General features: G+C 71.1%; 25 protein-coding genes. 16 read left to right on the top strand and 9 right to left on the bottom strand.

From position 1 onward, the window contains the following. Positions 1-10 precede the first annotated feature (10 nt). Together SPK54_RS01435 and SPK54_RS01430 are read right to left on the bottom strand one after the other, a co-directional pair. Positions 11-1,006, bottom strand: coding sequence for an L-threonylcarbamoyladenylate synthase (locus SPK54_RS01435; RefSeq protein ID WP_330946158.1), 996 nt, complete (start codon positions 1,004-1,006; stop codon positions 11-13). A 26-nt stretch (positions 1,007-1,032) separates the two neighbouring features. Then, a complete protein-coding gene (locus SPK54_RS01430; protein ID WP_330946157.1) occupies positions 1,033-2,082 on the bottom strand; it encodes an isocitrate/isopropylmalate family dehydrogenase in 1,050 nt (349 codons plus the stop codon). Between the two features lie 353 nt (positions 2,083-2,435). On the opposite strand from SPK54_RS01430, the gene SPK54_RS01425 reads away from it, so the two are divergent. Next, positions 2,436-3,755 carry an MFS transporter gene (locus SPK54_RS01425; protein WP_330946208.1) on the top strand — a complete coding sequence of 440 codons (1,320 nt, stop codon included), beginning with the start codon at positions 2,436-2,438 and terminating at the stop codon, positions 3,753-3,755. A gap of 118 nt (positions 3,756-3,873) precedes the next feature. After that, positions 3,874-4,416 (top strand): hypothetical protein, encoded by a 543-nt coding sequence (locus tag SPK54_RS01420; protein ID WP_330946156.1) that lies wholly within the window; start codon positions 3,874-3,876, stop codon positions 4,414-4,416. An 18-nt stretch (positions 4,417-4,434) separates the two neighbouring features. Here the strand turns inward: SPK54_RS01420 and SPK54_RS01415 are convergent, their stop codons facing one another. Both SPK54_RS01415 and SPK54_RS01410 read right to left on the bottom strand, forming a co-directional pair. Beyond that, on the bottom strand, positions 4,435-4,644 hold the full coding sequence (locus SPK54_RS01415; protein WP_330946155.1) for a hypothetical protein: 210 nt from the start codon (positions 4,642-4,644) through the stop codon (positions 4,435-4,437). A 14-nt stretch (positions 4,645-4,658) separates the two neighbouring features. Then, complete coding sequence (locus SPK54_RS01410) at positions 4,659-4,937, bottom strand: hypothetical protein (protein WP_330946154.1); 279 nt, start codon at positions 4,935-4,937, stop codon at positions 4,659-4,661. Between the two features lie 377 nt (positions 4,938-5,314). Between SPK54_RS01410 and SPK54_RS01405 the strand changes: the two genes are divergently transcribed. Continuing rightward, a complete protein-coding gene (locus SPK54_RS01405) occupies positions 5,315-5,587 on the top strand; it encodes a hypothetical protein (RefSeq protein ID WP_330946153.1) in 273 nt (90 codons plus the stop codon). Between the two features lie 27 nt (positions 5,588-5,614). Here SPK54_RS01405 and SPK54_RS01400 read toward each other — a convergent pair whose 3' ends face one another. Continuing rightward, positions 5,615-7,138: a hypothetical protein gene (locus SPK54_RS01400; protein ID WP_330946152.1), complete on the bottom strand. Its 1,524-nt coding sequence runs from the start codon at positions 7,136-7,138 to the stop codon at positions 5,615-5,617. A gap of 93 nt (positions 7,139-7,231) precedes the next feature. On the opposite strand from SPK54_RS01400, the gene SPK54_RS01395 reads away from it, so the two are divergent. Beyond that, positions 7,232-8,005 carry a hypothetical protein gene (locus SPK54_RS01395; RefSeq protein WP_330946151.1) on the top strand — a complete coding sequence of 258 codons (774 nt, stop codon included), beginning with the start codon at positions 7,232-7,234 and terminating at the stop codon, positions 8,003-8,005. 8 nt (positions 8,006-8,013) lie between these two features. Here SPK54_RS01395 and SPK54_RS01390 read toward each other — a convergent pair whose 3' ends face one another. After that, entirely contained in the window at positions 8,014-8,856 is an 843-nt protein-coding gene (locus SPK54_RS01390) for a sensor domain-containing diguanylate cyclase (RefSeq protein WP_330946150.1), read from the bottom strand. A gap of 145 nt (positions 8,857-9,001) precedes the next feature. Here SPK54_RS01390 and deoC point away from each other — a divergent pair, with 145 nt between their 5' ends. From deoC to SPK54_RS01360, 6 genes are all read left to right on the top strand, one after another. Further along, the gene (gene deoC / locus SPK54_RS01385) at positions 9,002-9,739 is read left to right on the top strand and encodes a deoxyribose-phosphate aldolase (RefSeq protein ID WP_330946149.1); all 738 of its coding nucleotides are present in this window, start codon (positions 9,002-9,004) and stop codon (positions 9,737-9,739) included. A 3-nt stretch (positions 9,740-9,742) separates the two neighbouring features. Next, entirely contained in the window at positions 9,743-10,948 is a 1,206-nt protein-coding gene (locus tag SPK54_RS01380; protein WP_330946148.1) for a phosphopentomutase, read from the top strand. A gap of 3 nt (positions 10,949-10,951) precedes the next feature. Beyond that, positions 10,952-11,665, top strand: coding sequence for a purine-nucleoside phosphorylase (gene deoD, locus SPK54_RS01375; RefSeq protein ID WP_330946147.1), 714 nt, complete (start codon positions 10,952-10,954; stop codon positions 11,663-11,665). Between the two features lie 60 nt (positions 11,666-11,725). Next, positions 11,726-11,953 (top strand): hexameric tyrosine-coordinated heme protein, encoded by a 228-nt coding sequence (locus SPK54_RS01370; protein WP_330946146.1) that lies wholly within the window; start codon positions 11,726-11,728, stop codon positions 11,951-11,953. Positions 11,954-12,065: 112 nt separating this feature from the next. Beyond that, positions 12,066-12,326 carry a DUF2249 domain-containing protein gene (locus SPK54_RS01365; RefSeq protein ID WP_330946207.1) on the top strand — a complete coding sequence of 87 codons (261 nt, stop codon included), beginning with the start codon at positions 12,066-12,068 and terminating at the stop codon, positions 12,324-12,326. A gap of 18 nt (positions 12,327-12,344) precedes the next feature. Then, positions 12,345-12,956, top strand: coding sequence for a hypothetical protein (locus tag SPK54_RS01360; protein WP_330946145.1), 612 nt, complete (start codon positions 12,345-12,347; stop codon positions 12,954-12,956). A gap of 3 nt (positions 12,957-12,959) precedes the next feature. On the opposite strand, the gene SPK54_RS01355 is transcribed toward SPK54_RS01360, so the two are convergent. After that, positions 12,960-13,811, bottom strand: a complete 852-nt coding sequence (locus SPK54_RS01355) for an SAM-dependent methyltransferase (RefSeq protein ID WP_330946144.1) — start codon at positions 13,809-13,811, stop codon at positions 12,960-12,962. Positions 13,812-13,890: 79 nt separating this feature from the next. Between SPK54_RS01355 and SPK54_RS01350 the strand changes: the two genes are divergently transcribed. The 4 genes from SPK54_RS01350 to SPK54_RS01335 all read left to right on the top strand — a co-directional run bounded on the left by SPK54_RS01350 (position 13,891) and on the right by SPK54_RS01335 (position 16,751). Beyond that, entirely contained in the window at positions 13,891-14,802 is a 912-nt protein-coding gene (locus tag SPK54_RS01350) for an acyltransferase (RefSeq protein ID WP_330946143.1), read from the top strand. 64 nt (positions 14,803-14,866) lie between these two features. Then, positions 14,867-15,406: a cytochrome b gene (locus SPK54_RS01345; protein WP_330946142.1), complete on the top strand. Its 540-nt coding sequence runs from the start codon at positions 14,867-14,869 to the stop codon at positions 15,404-15,406. Between the two features lie 96 nt (positions 15,407-15,502). Continuing rightward, the gene (locus SPK54_RS01340) at positions 15,503-15,736 is read left to right on the top strand and encodes a hypothetical protein (protein ID WP_330946141.1); all 234 of its coding nucleotides are present in this window, start codon (positions 15,503-15,505) and stop codon (positions 15,734-15,736) included. 91 nt (positions 15,737-15,827) lie between these two features. Continuing rightward, positions 15,828-16,751 carry a M14 family metallocarboxypeptidase gene (locus SPK54_RS01335; RefSeq protein WP_330946140.1) on the top strand — a complete coding sequence of 308 codons (924 nt, stop codon included), beginning with the start codon at positions 15,828-15,830 and terminating at the stop codon, positions 16,749-16,751. 24 nt (positions 16,752-16,775) lie between these two features. Here SPK54_RS01335 and SPK54_RS01330 read toward each other — a convergent pair whose 3' ends face one another. Further along, positions 16,776-17,540 (bottom strand): ABC transporter permease, encoded by a 765-nt coding sequence (locus SPK54_RS01330; protein WP_330946139.1) that lies wholly within the window; start codon positions 17,538-17,540, stop codon positions 16,776-16,778. Between the two features lie 13 nt (positions 17,541-17,553). Then, complete coding sequence (locus SPK54_RS01325) at positions 17,554-18,474, bottom strand: ATP-binding cassette domain-containing protein (RefSeq protein WP_330946138.1); 921 nt, start codon at positions 18,472-18,474, stop codon at positions 17,554-17,556. A gap of 101 nt (positions 18,475-18,575) precedes the next feature. On the opposite strand from SPK54_RS01325, the gene SPK54_RS01320 reads away from it, so the two are divergent. Then, positions 18,576-19,061 carry a DUF2975 domain-containing protein gene (locus tag SPK54_RS01320; RefSeq protein ID WP_330946137.1) on the top strand — a complete coding sequence of 162 codons (486 nt, stop codon included), beginning with the start codon at positions 18,576-18,578 and terminating at the stop codon, positions 19,059-19,061. Next, positions 19,061-19,306: a helix-turn-helix transcriptional regulator gene (locus SPK54_RS01315; protein WP_330946136.1), complete on the top strand. Its 246-nt coding sequence runs from the start codon at positions 19,061-19,063 to the stop codon at positions 19,304-19,306. The genes SPK54_RS01320 and SPK54_RS01315 overlap by 1 nt, the downstream gene beginning before the upstream one ends. The last annotated feature ends 21 nt before the right edge of the window (positions 19,307-19,327 follow it).

Genomic DNA, 19,327 nt, shown 5'->3' with positions numbered 1-19,327 from the left:
GCGGGGGCGATCAATCGGTCGGGACGCTGCCCTGTCCGGCGGCGCGCAGCAGGCGGTCGCGCAGTGCTTCGGCGGGGCCGCCGCCTTCCGGCAGCTCCGCCACCACCACCTCGACGCCCAGGGCGTCAGCTTCGCGCAGCAGCCCGTACAGCCGCTGCATGCGGGCGTCGGGCGTATCGCCTGCCGCCAGCCAGACCAGCGATGGATGCGGTTGCGCGGGCGGCGCGGCCGACAGCTGCGCGGTCCGAAGGCCCGCTGCCAGATGGGCCGCGACCCGATCCGCCAGCGCGGCGGGCGCCGCGCATTCCACCCGCGCGCGCGGGCTGTAGTGGCGTTTCATCAGGCCGGGCGCGCGGGTGCCGGCGGCGGGGCGCAGGTCCACGGCGCGCTGCAGGCAGTCCGCGATCTGCGCGGCGCTGATCGCACCGGGGCGCAGCACGCGCGGCGTGCCGGTGGACAGGTCCACGATGGTGGATTCGATGCCGACCGTGCAGGCCCCCCCGTCCAGCACCAGCGGTAGCGCGTCGCCGAATTCCTCGCGCACGTGGGCGGCCGTGGTGGGGCTGACCCGCAGGTGGCGGTTGGCCGACGGCGCGGCGAGCCCGCGGCCGAGGCGGCGCAGCAGCGCCAGCGCCACCGGGTGCGCCGGCATCCGCAGGGCCACCGTGTCCAGTCCGCCGGTGACCACGCGCGGCACGTCGGGGCGGGCCGGCAGCACCATGGTCAGGGGGCCCGGCCAGAATGCGCGGGCCAGCGCCAGCGCGGCGGGCGGCACCTCGGCCGCCCAGGCCTGCAGTTCCTCCAGCGTGCCGATGTGGACGATCAGCGGATGGTCGGCGGGCCGCTGCTTGAGCGCGAAGATGGCCTGCACCGCGTCGGGGTTGCGGGCGTCGGCGGCCAGACCATAGACGGTTTCGGTGGGCAGGCCGACCAGGCGGCCCTGCATGAGCAGGGCCGCGGCGGCAGCGAGGTCGGCCTCGACGGAGGCGGGCAAGACAGGATCCATGCCCGCCATGGTGCCATCCGCCGGGCTCATTCGCCCTGTGCGACGGAGTAGCCGGGCTGGCCGTCGAAGCGGTACAGGTTTTCGGTTTTCACCGCCGGCAGGCCGGCTTCCAGCAGCCGCACCAGCAGCTCCGGCACCCCTTCTGGCGCCAGCGTGCCCGCCACCGCCTTGAAGCGGCAGCGCCAGTGGTCGGTGCAGAAGGTGTCCGGGTGGCCCTCCGGCCAGACCTTCACGCCGCGGTTGGTGACCACCGTGAGGCGCAGGCCTGCGGGTGCGGCGGCCTGCAGGCGGCGGGCCAGGGTGTTCGGGTCGCGGCCGGCCTCGTCCCAGTCGAGGAACACGTCCACGCCTTCCAGCACCTTGTCCTGGCGGGCGCGCGGCGCGGCGTCTTGCGGCGCCTGCACCGGGGTGGCCGGGGCCTGCCGGTAGTCCACCGCGGGCAGGTGCTGCGGCACCTGGCCGAGCCGCTCCACCACCGCGTGGGCGAACTCGCGGGTGCCCAGGCAGCGGCGGCTGGTGCGCTCGTTGAACAGGTCGCGGGTGTGCAGGCCTTCCTCCAGCGTGCGCAGCCACGCGTTGTGGATGTCGCGGGCGGCGTCGGCTTCGCCGATGTGCAGCAGCATCTGCACCGCGGCCAGCAGCAGCCCGGACGGGTTGGCGATGTTCTTGCCCGCGATGTCCGGGGCCGAGCCGTGCACCGCTTCGAACATCGCACCGTGCAAGCCGAGCCCGTGCGCCATCGCGTATTCGAACGCGTAGCGGACGATGCGCTCGCAGCCCGGGCGGGTGATCAGCTTGAGGCACTGCATGACCTCGTCGGTCTGGCGGTGCTCGATGCCGCCGTAGGTGTCCTCCTCGTTCTCGCGCACGATCACCACGTCCATGCCGGGATGCAGGGCGTCCACATAGGGGTGGTAGGCCACGCAGGGGCGCACGTTGGCGAACAGCCCCAGCGTCTTGCGCAGGGTCACGTCGATGCTCTTGTAGCCGCCGCCCTGCGGGGTGGTTATCGGGCCCTTCAGCAGCACCGGATGCTGGGCCAGCGCGTCCCAGGTCTGTGGGAGAATCCCGTTCATGTGGCCGCTGCGGCACCCCAACGAGGCGCACTGCACGGTGGGCATGCTGATCGCACGGTGGTCGGCAGCGAGTGAGGGAGGGAGGCCCTGCCGCGCCGTCGCAGTGCCCGGACAGCGGATAGCTGCCTTCGACTCCCGCACGAATGCGGAGGAAAAGGGGAGCGTGCCCTGCTGGCGGATGCCGGCGGGCGAGGCTAACTATCGCAGCTGCATCGCCAGTCTGAGGCATGCCCGCTGACCGACGGTCCGGCCGTCGTCGCCAACCGTCGCAGGTCCGGCCAGCGTGCGGCGAGCCCAAGGACTGATGCCCACCGCAGTGCCCGGGCGCGCCGGCCGCGGGCGGATTTCCATGGCTGCTGGAGCCGGCCACCGATGAACCGCCGGACCCGGCCCAGCGCGATGCGCGGAACCGCGTCTGTGATAATTCCGCCATGTCTCCCCCCGCATCCCCGTGGACCGGCCGCGCGCTGGTGCTCGCCGGCATCCTGTTGTCCGCCCTCAACCTGCGCACCGCGGTCACCTCGCTGACGCCGCTGCTGGACCTGCTGGGCAGCCGCTTCGGCTTCGGACCGGCCGTGGTCGGACTGTTCGGGATGCTGCCCACCGCCGCATTCGCCGCGTTCGGCGTGGCCACGCCGCGCATCGCCCATCGGATCGGGCTGGAGCAGGCGGCGCTGCTGTCGATGGGGCTTGCCGCGGCCGGGCTGGCGTCGCGTGCCTTCGCCGGCGGGGCGATCTCGCTGGCCGCCGGCTGCATCGTCGCGCTGGCCGGCATGGGCATGGGCAACGTGGTGCTGCCGCCGCTGGTGAAACGCTATTTCCCCCAGCGGGTGGGCACCGTCAGCACGCTGTACCTGACCGTGCTGCAGGTGGGCACCATCACGCCGGCGCTGCTGGCGGTGCCGCTGGCCGATGCCGCCGGCTGGCAGGTCTCGCTGGGCGTGTGGGCGCTGCCGGCGGTGGCCGCGGGACTGGTCTGGTGGGGCGTGCTGTGGCGCGAGCGGCGGGGCGATCCGGTGCTGGCGCCCCTGCATGACAACGCCGTGCGCGCGGGGGACGCGGCGCCGGAACTGGCGTCTCCCGATCTGCGCCTGCGGCCGTGGCGCTCGCCGCTGGCCTGGGGCATGGCGCTGATGTTCGGCATGACCTCGCTGATCACCTATTCGATGTTCACCTGGCTGCCCAAGCTGATGACCGAGGCTGGGGCGAGCCCGGCGTTCGGCGGCAGCATGGTCGCGCTGTTCGCGGCGCTGGGGCTGGGCAGCGCGCTCACCATGCCGGCGGTGGCGGTGCGCATGCGCAATCCGTTCCCGCTGGTGCTGGCCTGCACGCTGGCCTATGCGGTGGCGTTTCCCGGCCTGCTGTGGGCGCCGCTGGCCGCGCCGGTGCTTTGGGTGGTGCTGCTGGGCATCGGCCCGAGCACCTTCCCGCTGGCGCTGACCCTGATCAACCTGCGCACCCGCACGCCCGCCGGCTCGGCCAAGCTGTCCGGCTTCATGCAGGGCGTGGGCTATACCTTGAGCTGCGTCGGGCCGATCCTGTTCGGGCTGTTGCACGATGCCAGCGGCGGCTGGGGCCTGCCGTTCGTCTTCCTGGCGCTGTGCGCGCTGGTGATGGTGGCCGGCAGCTGGCAGGCCTGCCGCGAGCGCATGCTGGAAGACGAGGCGGGCTGAGGCGCACAGGGCTTCGCATCCGCTTCACCCGGCTGCCACGCTGCGCCCATCTCCGGATGGGACGCTGCGCGCCACCATCCACTCGTGACGCGGGAGCAGGGCGATGAGCGGAACGACGATGACCGGAACCGGCGGTACGCGCCGCAGGAACCGGCTGCGCCCGTTCGTGTGGGGCGGCGCGGCCTGCCTGTTGCTGCTGCCGGCGCTGGCGATGCGCTTGCGTCCGCAGTCCGGGGTGGACTGGTCGGCGCTGGATTTCGCGGTGATGGGCGTGCTGCTGGCCGCAGTCTGCGGACTGTACGAATTCGGTGCGCGGCGGGATGGATCGCCGGCCTATCGCGCAGGCTTCGGCACTGCGGTGCTGGCCGGGTTCCTGACGATCTGGGTCAACCTCGCGGTGGGCATGCTGGGCAGCGAGGGCAACGCGGCCAACCTGATGTTCGCGGGGGTGTTGGGCATCGCGGGGCTGGGCAGCCTGGTGGGGCGCTTCCGCGCAGCGGGCATGGCGAATGCGATGTTCGCCGCTGCCCTGGCGCAGTTGGCCGCGGTGGCCGTTGCGATGGCCGTCGGCGGCTTCCATGCGCGCGAACTGGCCTTGACGGCCTGTTTCGCGCTGCCGTGGCTGCTGGCCGGGGCGCTGTTCCGCTACGCGGCGCGCTGACCCCGGCCCGGCATCAGCTCAATCGGCAGGCTTGCGCAGGTGCACGCGCGGACCCGCCAGGGCTGGCGTCGATCCCGTCGGGACGGGCGGCGCGGCGGATTCCGCTGCTGACGCCGGCGGCGCCTCGGCGGCGCGCGCCTCGCGCTTGCGGGCGTCTTTTTCGTCCTGCTTCTTCTTCTTGGCCAGCTCGCGCTGGCGCTTCTCGAATGCGTAGTTTGGCTTGGCCAACGGGAACTCCTGTATCAGCGGGTGGATTTGCGGGCGCGCCCGGCGGCCGGGGCAACGACCGGTGCCGGCTCGGCTTCGGCCGGCAGGCCGATGTGCTGCAGGGATCGGGTGGTGCCCAGCACCTCGATTTTCCCGCCGGCCTTGCGGAAGGCGTCCATGTGTTCGGCGATGCGCTCCCGGGTCAGGGTGCCGCCACGTTCCGCAGGCTTGCGCCCCTGGAACAGGTGGCTGGTCTTGGTTGCGGGCAACGGCTGTTGCGGCTGGCTCTCGGTTGCTTTCCTGGGCCGTGCCATGCGGGCCTCCTGTGGGGTGACGGCGTGAGCGGGGTGCGCGGGCGTTCCGCTCGCGGCGTGGTGGAGGTGGGCGTCCGCGGCGGCAAGCAGGCTTGACGCACGGATACGCGCAGGACTTGCGGAGCCGCGCCGGCTGCGCGCGGCGGGCGCCCGCAGGGGCGGTCAGGTGCCGCCCCGCAGGCAGTGCGGGGCGGGTGAAAGGGAGCGAGGCGGGCGACGCGTGGGCGTCGGACGAAACGCGCGTGGCGCGGGGGCCTTGCGCCATCCTACGCGAATGTGGCAGGGACTGCCATGCATGGCCGGAAACCGCGGCGTGAAGGTGTGCCAGGGGCGGTCCGCCTGGAAGGCGCATACTCCAGCACCGCAAGGAGTGCCGCATGTCGAGCCATCAGATCGCGATGTTCACCTTCACGCTTGGAAAGGACGAAAGCATCGGACCGCATGCCTTGCGCCGGCTGTGGGCGCAGGCCAGCGGCACGGGCGACATCGGCGTGAGCCGGAAGGAGCCGGCCGAGGGCCAGCGCAACCGGCCCATCTACACCCTGTATGCCCCGCAGCAGCTGGCGGACCTGCGCGCGGTCGAGGCGCGGCTGCGGCACATGCTGGAAACCGCCCACCTGCACGCATCGCTGACCGCGCTGCACGCCTGAGCACGGCAGCGGGGCGCCACCGGCGCCTCAGGCCCAGGCCGACAGGGCGATCTGCAGCGCCGCGCGGAACCCTTTCGCCGACGCCAGCGGAATCGAGAACGCCGATGGCGCCTGCTGCGCGATGCCGATCGCCTTCCGGCCCAGCGCCAGCACCTCGGCACCCGTCTTCGGCCCGGTGGCCCAGTGCTCGTCGGCCCAGACGTAGCGCAGCTTCCATTCCCCGCCGTCCTGCTTGGCGAACAGCACCAGGGTGTTGCGGAACAGGTATTCGCCGGGGATGTGCTGTTTCAGGAACAGCGCGCCGTCGATCTCATAGCCGGCGTTGGACACTGCCAGCTCGATCGAGAACGCCACCTCGCTGCCGGCGGTGATCTTCGAGGTGTCCAGGAATACCGAGAACAGCGTGGGCGCGCGGGCGTTGCGGATCAGCTTGCCGTGGTTGTCGAACAATTCCGAGTACTGCCGCCGGACCGCGCTCTCCTGGCCCTTGGTGCGCGCGGTCAGGTCGTAGGTGTAGGCGCCGCGCGGGGCCACCGTGGCTTCGATGTAGTAGGACGATTCGATCTTCTTGCCGGCCTTGCGCGCGCGCTCGAGCTCCGGCGGGAAGGGCAGCGCCTCGATGTCGAGCCTGCCGGTGGCGCACAGATCGCCGAACAGGAAGCGGGCGAGATTCTGGTAGCCCTCCTCCGAATTGACGATGCCGAAATAGCCGCTGTGGCTGCGGTGCACGAACGCCCGCGGCGCGCCGGCGACATAGGCGTTCTCGATCCGCACCAGCCCGTCGCTCATCTGCCCGACCGCCAGCGAGGACAGGCCGTGCGCCACCGCGTAGTCGCGGCTGTTGGTGCCGACCAGGCAGAAGAAGCGCTCCGGCGGGAAGCCGGAATCGCCCAGCGTGTTCACCTTGTCCTTCGCCACCTTCAAGTACTTCGCCATCACCGGACGGCTGAAGTTGTTCATGTCGTTCATCGACAGGAAGCTCGGCACGTTGATGCCGCCCAGCTCGATGCCGTTGTGCGGGGTGGCGTAGGTGAACACCTTGTCCACCATCGCGCGCACTTCGGCGCTGGCGACCTCCGGGTTCTGCAGCAGGCAGCGGCAGATCAGACCGCCCATCGAATGCCCGACCAGGTACACGCGGAAGGCCTTGCGCGCCGCCGCGTCGCCGCCGCAGACGCTGTCGCGCAGCTGCGCGATCCTCCGGCCCAGCGCCGCCGCGGCATCGGGAATGGACGGTGCCTTGCCGGCGCCGAAGGCGGGATCCGCCTCGTCGTAATAACGGTGGATGACCACGCTGCGCGCCGGCAGCCGGTCGGCCTGTTCCGCGCCGGCGGCGTACACATCGCGGTAACCGTAGTCCTTCATCAGCCGCACCAGCGGTGACTCGAACACGAACTTGACGATGCTGCCGTCCTGGGCCTGGCGGATCTTGGTGGAACCGGCCTCGAAACCCATGTAGGGCGTCGAGGTGGTCTGCACGATCTCGTCGCGGGTCATCGCGTAGCCGCGGACGTAGATGATGGGGAAGAAAGGCCGTTCGATCCTGGGCATCGCGCGCTCCTGCGGTTTGGCCGGGTGGCCGCTGTGGATCCCCCGACAGGTGAACGCCTGCCCAATCCGCGACCGGCCAGCGACGGACGGTGCTTGACGCGCGCCGCCGGTGCGCGCGTAGTCTCGCCCACGGCCCGGCAAATCCATGGTGGCGACATGAAGACCTGCATTCCGATCGGCGCAGTGGTCCTGATGCTGGCGTGGCCGGCGGCGGCCAGCGGCCTCAACGGCATCAATGGGTCGATGCCGAACCGCATTTCGATGAACGTGACGGTGCCCCGGCAGACGCAGGGCGCGACCTTCGGCGAAAAGGTCAACGCCGGGCTGCACGCCGCAGGCGGCGCGCTGGCGCAGGGCGCGGCGTTGAAGATCGACATCGGCTGCGGCGGCGCCGCGTGCGTCATCGCCTTTCCCGGCGGTGACGGTGTGCGCGTGGACCTGGAGGCGCTGCGGATGACCCCGCTGGAGGGGGCGGGGCGGCAGGCGTTGCCGGGGGGCGCGCTGCCGGGCGGCGGCATCGTCTCGGCTGCGGTGTCGTCACTGGCGGGAGCTGGCGGCGGTGCGGCGGCTGCCTCCTACGCGGCCACCGGACGCACGGCCGCGGCTGCCGCACAATCGGGGCCGGCACCACTGCCCACCCGGCGAATTTCGGCAGGGGCCATCGAGGTGACCCGGCCGTTGACCGAGGGCGACTATCTGCTGGTGGTGGTCGCCGAGCGCGCCGGCAGCGGACTGAAGGACACGGTGAAGACGCAGGTACGGGCGGCAGCGCCGCGGGTGAGGGTTGAGCTGGCCTTCAGCGTCGAGGGTGGGGTGCTGAAGGCCAGGCACGACACCGCGAAGAACTCGGTCTCGAATATCCGTTGAAACGACCGTCAACGGGGCCTGCGGCTGGCGTACATCGCCTGGTCGGCGTGCGCGAGCAGTGCTTCCGGGGTCCGCCCATCGGCGGGGAAGGTGGCGGTGCCGATGCTGGCGTCCATCTGCAACGGGCCATCGCGCAGCGTGCAGGGCACGCGCAGCTGCTGGCGCAACTGCTGCGCCATGCCCCGGGCGTGTCCGGCATCGCAGCCTGCCAGCAGCACCACGAACTCGTCGCCGCCGATACGCGCCACCAGGTCGATCTGGCGCACGCCCTGCTGCAGCCGTTTCGCGACCTCGCAGAGAACGCGGTCGCCGGCCTCGTGGCCGCCGCGATCGTTGACCTGCTTGAAACCGGTCAGGTCCAGGTAGAGCAGCGACACCTGGCCGCCGCTTTCGGCAGCTTCCGCCAGGGCGTTGCGCAGCGCATGCTGCAGCCGCCGCCGATTGGCCAGGCCGGTCAGCGGGTCGTGGTTGGCATGGTGTTCCAGTTCGCGCTCGGCCCGCCGCAGTTCGCCGATTTCGCGCGCCACGCCGATGCGCAGGCGCTGCTCCGGCAGCCAGTGCGCCGACCACAGCAGCTCCACCACGTGGCCCTGCCGATGCAGGTAGCGGTTGCGGAAATGGCGCTCGCCGCCGCCTTGCATCAGCGCCTCCGCCTGTCGCTGGGACGTGGCGCGGTCGTCGGGATGGATGAAGTCGAACAGGATCCGGCCGCGGACCGCGTCCGCGGCATGACCCAGCAGGCGCTCGAAGGCGGCGTTGACGAACAGCAGGTGGCCGCCCTCGTCCACGATGCACACTGCATCGGGCAACAGGTCCAGCACTTGCGGAAGCGGGGGCAGGCGCGGGGCCATGGCGGTGGTATGGGGATGCAGGTCGTGGTCAGCCGACTGTAATCCATCTCCCGCTGTCGCGCGGGCGAACGATGAACTTGCCGCAGATCAAGGTCCGGCGCGGCCGCGCCGCCTAGACTGGCGGCGATCCGCAACCGGGCCTGCCATGTCCGCTACCGACCTGTTCCCCGCCGCGCGCGTGCTCGGCCTGCTCGACCTGACCAGCCTGGGCGAGGACGACACGCCCGCGCGCATCCGCACCCTGTGCGCTGCCGCGCGCAGCGCGCACGGCCTGCCGGCGGCGGTTTGCATCCATCCCGAGCACATCACCACCGCCCGCGAGGCGCTGGCCGGCACGGCCGTGAAGGTGGCCACGGTGGTGAACTTTCCCGAAGGCGCCGACGACCCGCAGCGGATCGCCCGTGAAACCCTTCGCGCCATCGCAGCCGGCGCCGACGAAATCGACATGGTGCTGCCGTGGCGCGCGCTGCAGGCCGGCGATGCGGCCCGCGCTCGCGCCGGCGTGGACGCCTGCCGCAGCGCCTGCGGGTCAGGCATCGCGCTGAAGCTGATCCTCGAGACCGGCGAGCTGGTTTCGCCGGCACTGATCCGCCAGGCCTGCGAACTGGGCCTGGACGCCGGGGTGGATTTCCTCAAGACCTCCACCGGCAAGGTGCCGGTGAACGCCACGCCCGAAGCGGCGGCGGTGATGCTGGATGCCATTGCCGCGCGCGGCGGGCGCTGCGGTTTCAAGGCCGCGGGCGGGATCCGCACGCTGGCCGATGCGCGGGTCTATCTGGCGCTGGCGCAGGAGCGGCTGGGCGCGGACTGGATCAATCCGGCGCGGTTCCGGATCGGCGCCAGTGCACTGTTCGACGCGCTGCTGGCCGAGTTGGACGGCTGAGCGGTGGCCCGCGCCCTCTGGCTGGTGCTGGATTCGCTGGGGATCGGTGGCGCTGTCGATGCCGCCGCCTACGGCGATGCCGGCGCCGATACCTTCGGCCATATCGCCGAGGCCTGCGCGCGCGCGCCGCGCGGCCCGCTGCGCATCCCCCACCTGGCCCGGCTCGGATTGCCGCAGGCGCATGCGTTGGCCAGCGGGTGCGCTGCTGCAGGTTTCGAGGCCATGCCCGCCACGCAGGCGCTGTGGGGCTGCATGGGCGAGCGCGCCCGCGGCAAGGACACGCCGTCCGGCCACTGGGAAAGCGCCGGGGTGACGCTGCACGAGCCGTTCGGATTGTTCGAGGCCACGCAGGACAGCTTCCCGCCGGCGCTGCTGGCGGCGCTGGTCGAGCAGGCCGGCTTGCCCGGCGTGCTGGGCAACTGCCACGCCTCGGGCACGGACATCATCGCGAAACTGGGGATGGAGCACATCGCCAGCGGAAAGCCGATCGTCTACACCTCGGCCGACTCGGTGTTCCAGATCGCCGCGCACGAGCAGGCGTTCGGGCTGGAGCGCCTGTACGAGGTGTGCCGGATCGCGCGCGCGCTGCTGGCGCCATACAACATCGGCCGGGTGATCGCGCGGCCTTTCATCGGCGATGGCCCCGGGGACTTCCGGCGTACCGGAAACCGCCACGACTACGCGCTGCCGCCGCCGCGGCCAACCCTGCTGGACGCGGTCTGCGCGCAGGGCGGCCAGGTGCACGCGGTCGGCAAGATCAGCGACATCTTTGCCGCGCAGGGCGTAAGCACGGTGCTGCTGGCCAGCGGCCACGATGCGCTGTTCGACGCCACGCTGGCGGCGCTGGCGCAGGCGGGCGAGGGCGATCTGGTCGCCACCAATTTCGTCGATTTCGACAGCGTGTACGGCCACCGCCGCGATCCGCTCGGTTATGCCGCGGCGCTGGAGCATTTCGACGCGCGCCTGCCGGAATTGCTGGGTGCGCTGCGCCCCGGCGACCTGCTGGTGCTCAGCGCCGACCACGGCTGCGATCCCAGCTGGGCGGGCAGCGACCACACCCGCGAGCGGGTGCCGCTGCTGGCCTGCGGTCCCGGCCTGGCGCCGCGCGCGCTGGGCCGGCGCGACAGCTTCGCCGACCTCGGGCAGGGCATCGCCACCCACCTCGGGCTGCCGCCGCTGGCGGAAGGCCGCTGTTTCCTTACAGGCTGATCCATGAGCACACCGCATATCGAAGCCGCCGTTGGCGCGATCGCCGACACCGTCGTGCTGCCCGGCGATCCGCTGCGCGCGCGCTTCCTCGCGCACGAACTTCTCGATGCGCCGGTGCAGGTGAACGCGCGCCGCAACATGCTGGGTTACACCGGCGGCTGGCACGGCCGGCCGGTGACGGTGATGGGCGGCGGCATGGGCATTCCGTCCACCGCGATCTACGTGACCGAGCTGGCGCGGACCTACGGCGTGCGCCGGATCATCCGTGTCGGCACCAGCGGCGGCGTGGGCGAGGTGGCCGTGGGCGACGTGCTGCTGGCGCAGTCCGGCAGCACCGATTCGCGCTTCAACCGGATGCAGTTCGGCGGCCACGACCTGTCCGCCTGCGCGGACTTCGGGCTGCTGCGCGCCGCGGTGGACGCCGCCGGCGCCCAGGGCATGCCGGCGCGGCTGGCGCATGTGTTCAGTACCGACTGCTTCTACGATGGCGACCCGCAGCTGCTGGCGCAGCTGCGCCGTCACCGCATCCACGGCATCGAAATGGAGACGGCCGGGTTGTATGGCCTGGCGATGCGCGAAGGGTTCGCCGCGCTGGCGATCCTGGCCGTCAGCGATCATCTCGACAGCGGCACCAGCATGCCGCCGGAGCAGCGCGAGCAGGGCCTGCTGGCGTTGGGGCGGCTGGCGCTGGCTGCGGCGGTGCCGCCTGGCAGCTGATTTGCCGGTGACGGACGATTGCGCGACGATCAAGGCTCCACACGCAATGGAGCATCCGGAATGGAGCCTTGGCTGAGCAGCCTGCAGACGGCAACCGCGCAGGAAGGATATGAACTGGCCCTCAAGCTGTCGCGCATGGGCGTCAAGTACACGCAGCCGTCCGCCGAGGCGCGCGATCGCCTGCGCCCGGCCTACGCCGAGGATGCCGGCGCGCTGATCGCGTCCTCGCAGGTGGTGGCGATCAATTTCCAGACCGTCGCCGCCGCCAACAACTACTGGCGCGCCTGAAGCGCCGCCGATCCGGGGTGTCCGGTGCCGCCCTGACACAGGTCAAGGCGGTGCGGAGTGCGCGGCGTAGCATGCCTCCTGTTCACTGCAAACAGGAGTCATTCCCGTGTCGATGCACCTCGATCCCGAGCCCAACGTCCACGTGTTCGATGCCCGTGGCATTGCCCGGCGCTTCCGCCATTCCGCGATCTTCGGCGCGCTGGGGGCGCTGCGCAACGGCGAGACCATGCGCTTCATCAATGATCATGATCCAATCCCGCTGCTGGGCCAGATCGGCCAGCGGTTCGGCGAACATGTCACGGTCGCCTACCGCCAGCGCGACCAGGCCGGCGTGGTGATCGATTTCGGTGTCACCGGCCTGCCGGAAGAATGACCACAGGAGCGTCCGTCCATGCATCTGCCCGCCTTCTATTCGCACGCGCCGCGGGTGCTGGTCCGCGACCCGCTGGCCGAGCTGCTGGGCGCGGCGGACGGCGGGCTGATCGAGTACGGCTATGCGGACGCGGTGCGGCTGACCGGGCATTCCTGCCCCACGGTGGCCGGCGCTTACCTGATGGCGCGCGCGGGCCTGCGCGCGTTGTACCCGGACACGCTGCCGGAACGCGGCGGCGTGGTGGTGACCATGGGCGCGGCGGAAGTGGAGGGCACCACCGGCGTCATCGCGCAGGTGTTCACCCTCGTCACCGGCGCCGCCGCCAACAACGGCTTCCACGGTATCGGCGGGCAGCATGCCCGCCACAACCTGCTGCGCTATGGCGGCGGCGACCGCAACAGCATCGCCGGTTTCCGGCGTGCCGACAACGGCGATAGCGTCCATCTGTCGCTGGATCTGTCCGCCATCCCGCCCGCGCCGCAGCTGCGCGAGCTGATGGTGCGCGCGCTGGCCGCCGACGCCACCGGCGAGGAGCGCGCGGCGTTCGGCTCGGTCTGGCAGGACCGGGTGCGCCGGCTGCTGCTGGAGCATGCCGACGACCCCAACGTGATCCGGGTCGAACGTCGCTGAAGCTCAGCGCTTTGCCGCCAGCACGCCGTCCAGCGCCAGTTCCGCCTTGAAACCGGCGGTTTCCAGCCGTTTCGCCACCTCGCGCGGCACGTCGCGCCCGCTGGTCAGTTTGTTGGGGCTGCCGGTGTAGTGGAACAGCCTTCCGCCCTTGCGCAGGACGCGCGCGAGTTGCTGGTAGAACGCCAGCGAATAGAGTTCGCCGGCAATGCCGAAGCGCGGCGGGTCGTGCAGGGCGGCATCGAAGGCCGCATCGGGCAGCGCCGCGATGGCCTGCGAGACGTCGGCATGTGCCAGCTGCAGCCGGCCGGCGCTTTCGTCGGGAGCGGGCGACCACGGATTGAGCGTGCGCAGCCACAGCACGTCCTCGTTCTTCTCGAACGAGCAGATGCGGGCCACCCCGGCGTCGAGGCAGCAGGCGGCGAAATAGCCCAGGCCCCCGCAGGTATCCAGCACGGTCTTTCCCGCCGGCTGCACCAGCGCCACCTTGCGGCGCGCGTCGTCCAGCGGCGATTCCTTCGCGGTGGGCAGCATCTTGATGCCATCGATCTCGAAGGTCGGGACGTCCCACCCGGTCGGCACCAGCTTGATCAGCTTGCCGGCGTAGCGCGACACCGGTGCGAACCCCTCGCCGTCCCACCAGTACAGGGTGCGGTCCTTGAGCTTGCCGGGGTAGGGGTAGGCGATGCCCTGCCAGTGCCAGTGCTCGCCGCCCAGTTGCGCCTCGCCATGGCTGCGCCCCAGGTCCAGCGATCCCTGCCAGGCGGCATGGCCGGCGGCGCGCGCGGCGGTCAGTGCGTCGCCCGTGGCGCGCGTGAGCAGGGGGCCGGCATGGCGCGGCGCGGTCGGCGTGGACATGCGCGCATGATACCGACGGGCAGAAATATCGCCGGATTTTCCGCGACAATGGATGCCTGTTCCGACGCCTTGGCCACCGATGCTGCCGTTCCGCCTCGCGCTGCTGTTCCTGCTGATCGCCACCAGCACCGTGCTGCACGTCATCCCGCTGCTCGCCATCGCGCTGCTGAAGGTGGTACTGCCGCTGCCGCGCCTGCGCACCGCCTGCAACCCGCTGCTGACCGGCCTTGCGGCAAGCTGGATCGGCTTCAACAACCGGCTGTGGGACAGCTTCACGCGCACCCGCCTGCGGCTGCACTGCGACGCCGACCTGCATGCGGATGGCCACTACCTGGTGCTGGCCAACCACCAGAGCTGGGTGGACATCCTGGTGCTGCAGAAGGTGTTCAACCGGCGCATCCCCCTGCTGCGATTCTTCCTCAAGCGCCAGCTGTTCTGGGTGCCGCTGCTGGGGCTGGCGTGGTGGGCGCTGGATTTCCCGTTCATGGGCCGCTACACGCCGCGGCAGGTGGCGAAGAACCCGGCGCTGGCCGGACGCGACATCGAGGCCACGCGGCGCGCCTGCGAGAAATTCCGCGCCATCCCGGTGGCGATCATGAATTTCGTCGAGGGCACCCGCTTCACCGCCGACAAGCACGCCAAGCAGGGCTCGCCGTACCGCCACTTGCTCAAGCCGAAGTCAGGCGGGGTTGCATTCGTGCTGGACGCGATGGGCGACGGGCTGCACGCCATCCTGGACGTCACTATCGCCTATCCGGGCGGACGGCCTTCGCTGATCGACCTGCTGGCCGACCGCGTGCCCGAGGTGCGGGTACGGGTGCGCCAGCGGCGGATCCCGGCAGACCTGGCGGGCGGGGATTACCAGAACGATCGCGAGTTCCGGGTGCGCTTCCAGCAGTGGATGAACGGCTTGTGGCGCGAGAAGGACCAAGACTTGGCCGACATGCTGGCGCCGGACGCGGCTGCGGCGTCGGACGCCGGGCGAAATTGATCGGAGTCAAGATTTCCATGCCCGGTCGGCGCATAGTCCGGTCATCCACTGCAGGAGCTGCGTCATGAACGCCGTCGCCCATCCGCGTTATGCCCCCGTCCTGCGCCGCCTGCACTGGCTGATGGCGCTGCTGATCCTGGCCGCTTACCTGCTGATAGAGCAGCGTGGCCTGTTTCCGCGCGGCAGCGCGGAGCGCGCAGCGATGGTGCAGGGGCATTTCTGGGTCGGCATCAGCGTGTTCCTGCTGGTGTGGTGGCGGCTGGCCGGCCGCGTGCGCAACCCGGCGCCGCCGGTGACGCCGCCGCTGGACCGGTTCAGCGGGCTGGCCTCGAAGCTGATCCACCTGGCGCTGTACGCGTTCTTCATCGTGATGCCGCTGCTGGGCCTGGCCACCGCCTGGAGCGACGGCAAGGCGGTGATGATCCCGCTCACCGGGCTGGCCCTGCCGGCGTTGCTGCCGGAGAACGAGGAACTGGCGCATACGCTCGAAGACCTGCACGGCAGCATCGGCGAGGCGTTCTACTGGGTGATCGGCCTGCACGTGCTGGCGGCGGTGTGGCACCACGCCTTCCGCCGCGACGACACCCTCAAGCGGATGCTGTAACCGCGGCCTGCGGCTTGACCTCCGTCAGGGCAGGCCGCGGCGGCGCGGCGCAGGATGCTCCAATGGCGCCGTGGTCGGCGCGCGGTGGAGACGGGCATGGAGTTCAGGATCCGGCTGGCGGCGGATGCGCCGGACATGGCGGTCATCGACGACGCGCTGCACGAGGTCGATCCTGCGGCGATCGTGGATCGTGACCCTGCCGACGGCGCGCTGCGCGCCACGGTATGGATGAGCGGCGATGAGCTGGCAGCGGTGCTGGCGCAGGCGGGCTATCCGCCTGCGGAGATCGAGCAGCTGGCATCGCTCTGCTGCGGCGACTGCAGCGGCTGAAAGCACGCAGGAACCGCAGGTGCTGCGCTGGCGCCATCGGCCAGGCGTGCGCATGTCGCTAGACTGGCGACCCCCATCGCAGGAGCCGCCCATGCACGCACAGACTTTCCCGCCCATCGGCACCCCTGGCCAGCCCTGGGGCGACGCCGAAAAAGCGCAATGGCGCGCGCGGCAGGCGAAGAAGCGCAGCTACGCCGATGAGGTGTTGCGCCGGGTCGACGGGTTGCGCGAGCACCTCGACGTCGCCCAGTACGGCGAGCTGGACTGCGGCGCCGACGGCCGCTATCCGTTGTTTGTGCTGCGCAGTCGCGGCTGGGACGAAGCGCTGCCGGTGGCGGTGGCGACCGGCGGTGTGCACGGTTACGAGACCAGCGGCGTGCAGGGTGCGCTGCAGTTCGCGGAGCGCCATGCGGCGGACTATGCGGGCCGCGCCAACATACTGGTCGCGCCCTGCGTCAGCCCGTGGGCCTTTGAGCGCATCCAGCGCTGGAACGCGCAGGCGCTGGATCCCAACCGCAACTTCCGCGCCGCCAGCCCGGCCGTCGAATCGGCCGCGCTGTGGGCGCTGCTGCGCTCGCTGGGCGATCGCGTGCTGGTGCACATCGACCTGCACGAAACCACCGACAGCGACGAAACCGAATTCCGCCCGGCGCTGGCCGCGCGCGACGGCCGGCCCTTCGAGCCCGGCACCATCCCCGACGGCTTCTACCTTTGCGCCGACAGCGCGCGCCCGGCGCCGGCCTTCCAGCAGGCGGTCAATGCCGAGGTGGCGAAGGTGACCCACATCGCCCCGGCCGACCCGGACGGCACCATCATTGGTTCTCCGGTGGTCGCGCCGGGCGTGATCGAGTACGACTGCCGGGCGCTCGGGCTGTGCGCCGGCATCACCGACGCGCGCTTCGTCACCACCACCGAGGTCTATCCCGACAGCCCCCGCGCCAACCCGCAGCAGTGCAACGACGCCCAGGCGGCGGCGGTGCGCGCAGCGCTGGACTTCGCGCTGGCGCATCGCTGAGCGCCAGCGCGGAGAGAAGATGTCTCAGGCCGGCATCTCGCGCCGGCTCATCCGCCACAGCATCAGCGCGAACGCGGTGCAGCCGCCGAGGAAGCCCACCGCCAGCGCCAGGTCCGCGCGCGCCGGGTCGCTGGCCAGCTGGTTGACCGGGATCTGCCATGGCATCAGCACGCCGACCTTGGCCGAGGTGGCGATCACGGCGAAGAAGGTGCCGCCGATGCCCAGCGCCAGCGCCGGCACGAAGCTGGCGTGGCGCAGCGCCATCCACAGCTGCACCGCCACCATCAGCCAGGCGGCCAGGAAGATGCGCCCAAGCAGCAGCAGGTAAGCGGCGAAGTCGGGCGCATCGGCCGCCGCGGCGGCGGGCTTGGCCCAGCCAGCCGCCAGCACGGCCAGCGGCGCCAGCACCGCCAGCAGCAGGCTCATCAGCACCACCATGGCCAGCGCGCAGATGGCCTTGGCGGCGTACAGGTGCCAGCGCGGCACCGGCAGCGCGCGCAAATGCTCCCAGGTACGTGGGCCGTGTTCGGCCTGCGCCATCAGCGCGGTCAGCGCGGTGGTGCACATCGGCAGCATGAAGAAGGCCCAGATCGCGGCGGAGGACTGCAGCGCCATCGCCCAGGAGCCGGGTTTGTCGAAGCGGGTGAGGTTGAAGAACATGAACACCGCGATCAGCAGCGGCGCGATCGCGGCCAGCAGCAGCGCCAGCGAGCGGCGCAGCTTGTAGGCCTCGACCGCCAGCGCGGTGCGCAGGCGCGGCGGCGCGAATCCACAGGTGTGGGCGGACATCGGGGTCTCCTTCTCAGGCCAGGGCCGGCTGGGCGGCGTTGCGGTACAGGGTTTCCAGGCTGCACTGGCGCGGGGCGAGCGCATGCACGCGCACGCCGGCGACGCACAGGGCGCGGTTCAGCGCGGCGGTGGCGTCGCGCGGCTCCTGGTCGGCGGCGATGTACACCACCACCGCCTCGTCGGCGCGCTCGACCTCGAAGCCGTGGGCGCTGGCGATGGCCATGGCCCGCTCCGGTGCATCCGTGCCTACTTCCACCGCGGCGGCCAGCCCGGCCTTCAGGTCCGCCAGCGCACCTTCCAGCACCAAGCGGCCCTGGCTGAGGATGCCGACGTGGGTTGCGGTCTGTTCGATCTCGCCCAGCAGGTGGCTGGACAGCAGCACGGTCGCGTTGGCCCGTTCCGGCAGCGCGCGCAGGAACCGGCGCATGTCGGCGATCCCTTCCGGGTCCAGCCCGTTGGTGGGCTCGTCCAGCACCAGCACCGGCGGCGCGCCCAACATCGCCCGCGCCAGTCCCAGCCGCTGGCGCATGCCCAACGAATAATCGCCGACTCGCCGGCGCGCATGCGGCGTCATTTCCACCACCTCCAGCACGCGCTCGACCTCGGTGGCGGGCAGGCCAAGCAGACGCCGGCTCAGGTCCAGGTTCTCGCGGCCATCGAGGTGCGGGTGGAAGCCCTGCGCTTCCAGCAGCGCGCCGACCTTGCGCGCGGCCGCCATGCGGTTGCGGGCCACGTCGATGCCGGCGATCCGTGCCTGGCCGGCATCCGGGCGCAACAGCCCCAGCAGCAGGCGGATGGCGGTGGTCTTGCCGGCGCCGTTGCGGCCGAGGAAGCCGTAGATGCTGCGTTCCGGCACGTGCATGTCAATGCTGTCGACCGCGAGGCGGTCGCCGAAGCGGCGGCTCAGGCCGCGGGTTTCGATGGCAAGGGGCATGGCGGGTGGTCTCCGGCAATTTAACTCTTAGGTAAAAGTTTTTACATGGGGCGGGATTTAAGTCAAGCTTAAATTTCCTTCGTCTGCCGAGAGCCCCGCCGATGGCGCTTCCCGTCCGCTTCCGCCACCAGTGCCGCTGGCTGCGCGCCGCCACCCTGCTGGTTTTCGCCGGGCTGGCCCTGCTGCTGGGGCTGGGGGCCAGCACGCTGCCGTGGACCCGCGATGCCGGCGCCGCCGGCGGCAACCCGGCGTTGCTGATGCTGGTGCGGCTGCTGCCCGGGCTTGGCTATCTGTGGGCGCTGTGGGCCGTGCAGCGGGCGCTGGGCGATCTGGCCGCCGGCCGCCTGTTCCATGCCGCGGTGGCGCGCGCGATCCGCCACATCGGCGTGGGCGTGCTGGCCGGCGCGCTGCTCAGCGTGTTCGCCATCACCAACCTGACGCGGTTGATTGAAGGCGGGAAGGGCGGGCTGGCTTATTTAGACCTGTCCGGGATCGTGCTGGGCGTGGTCGGCGCCGCGCTGGTGCTGCTGGCGCGGGTGGTCGACAGCGCCCGCGCGCTGCAGGCCGAACTGGACGAGATCGTCTGATGCCGGTCCGGATCACGCTGGATTTGATGCTGGCCCGGCGCGGGATGACCGCGCGCGAGCTGGCGGCCACGGTGGGCATCAGCGAAACCCAGATGTCGCTGTTCCGCAGCGGCAAGGTCAAGGGCATCCGCTTCCGCACCCTCGCGCGAGTGTGCGCAGCGCTGGACTGTGCGCCCGGCGACCTGCTCGACTACGACTTCGATCCCGACGACCTGCGTGGCGCCGATGACGAGGCCGAGGGCTGACCCTGCGTTTCGCGGGGGTTG

Source organism: Thermomonas sp. LB-4, assembly GCF_036409385.1.
Taxonomy (GTDB): domain Bacteria; phylum Pseudomonadota; class Gammaproteobacteria; order Xanthomonadales; family Xanthomonadaceae; genus Thermomonas.
This window is presented reverse-complemented; position numbering and strand designations above follow the sequence as displayed.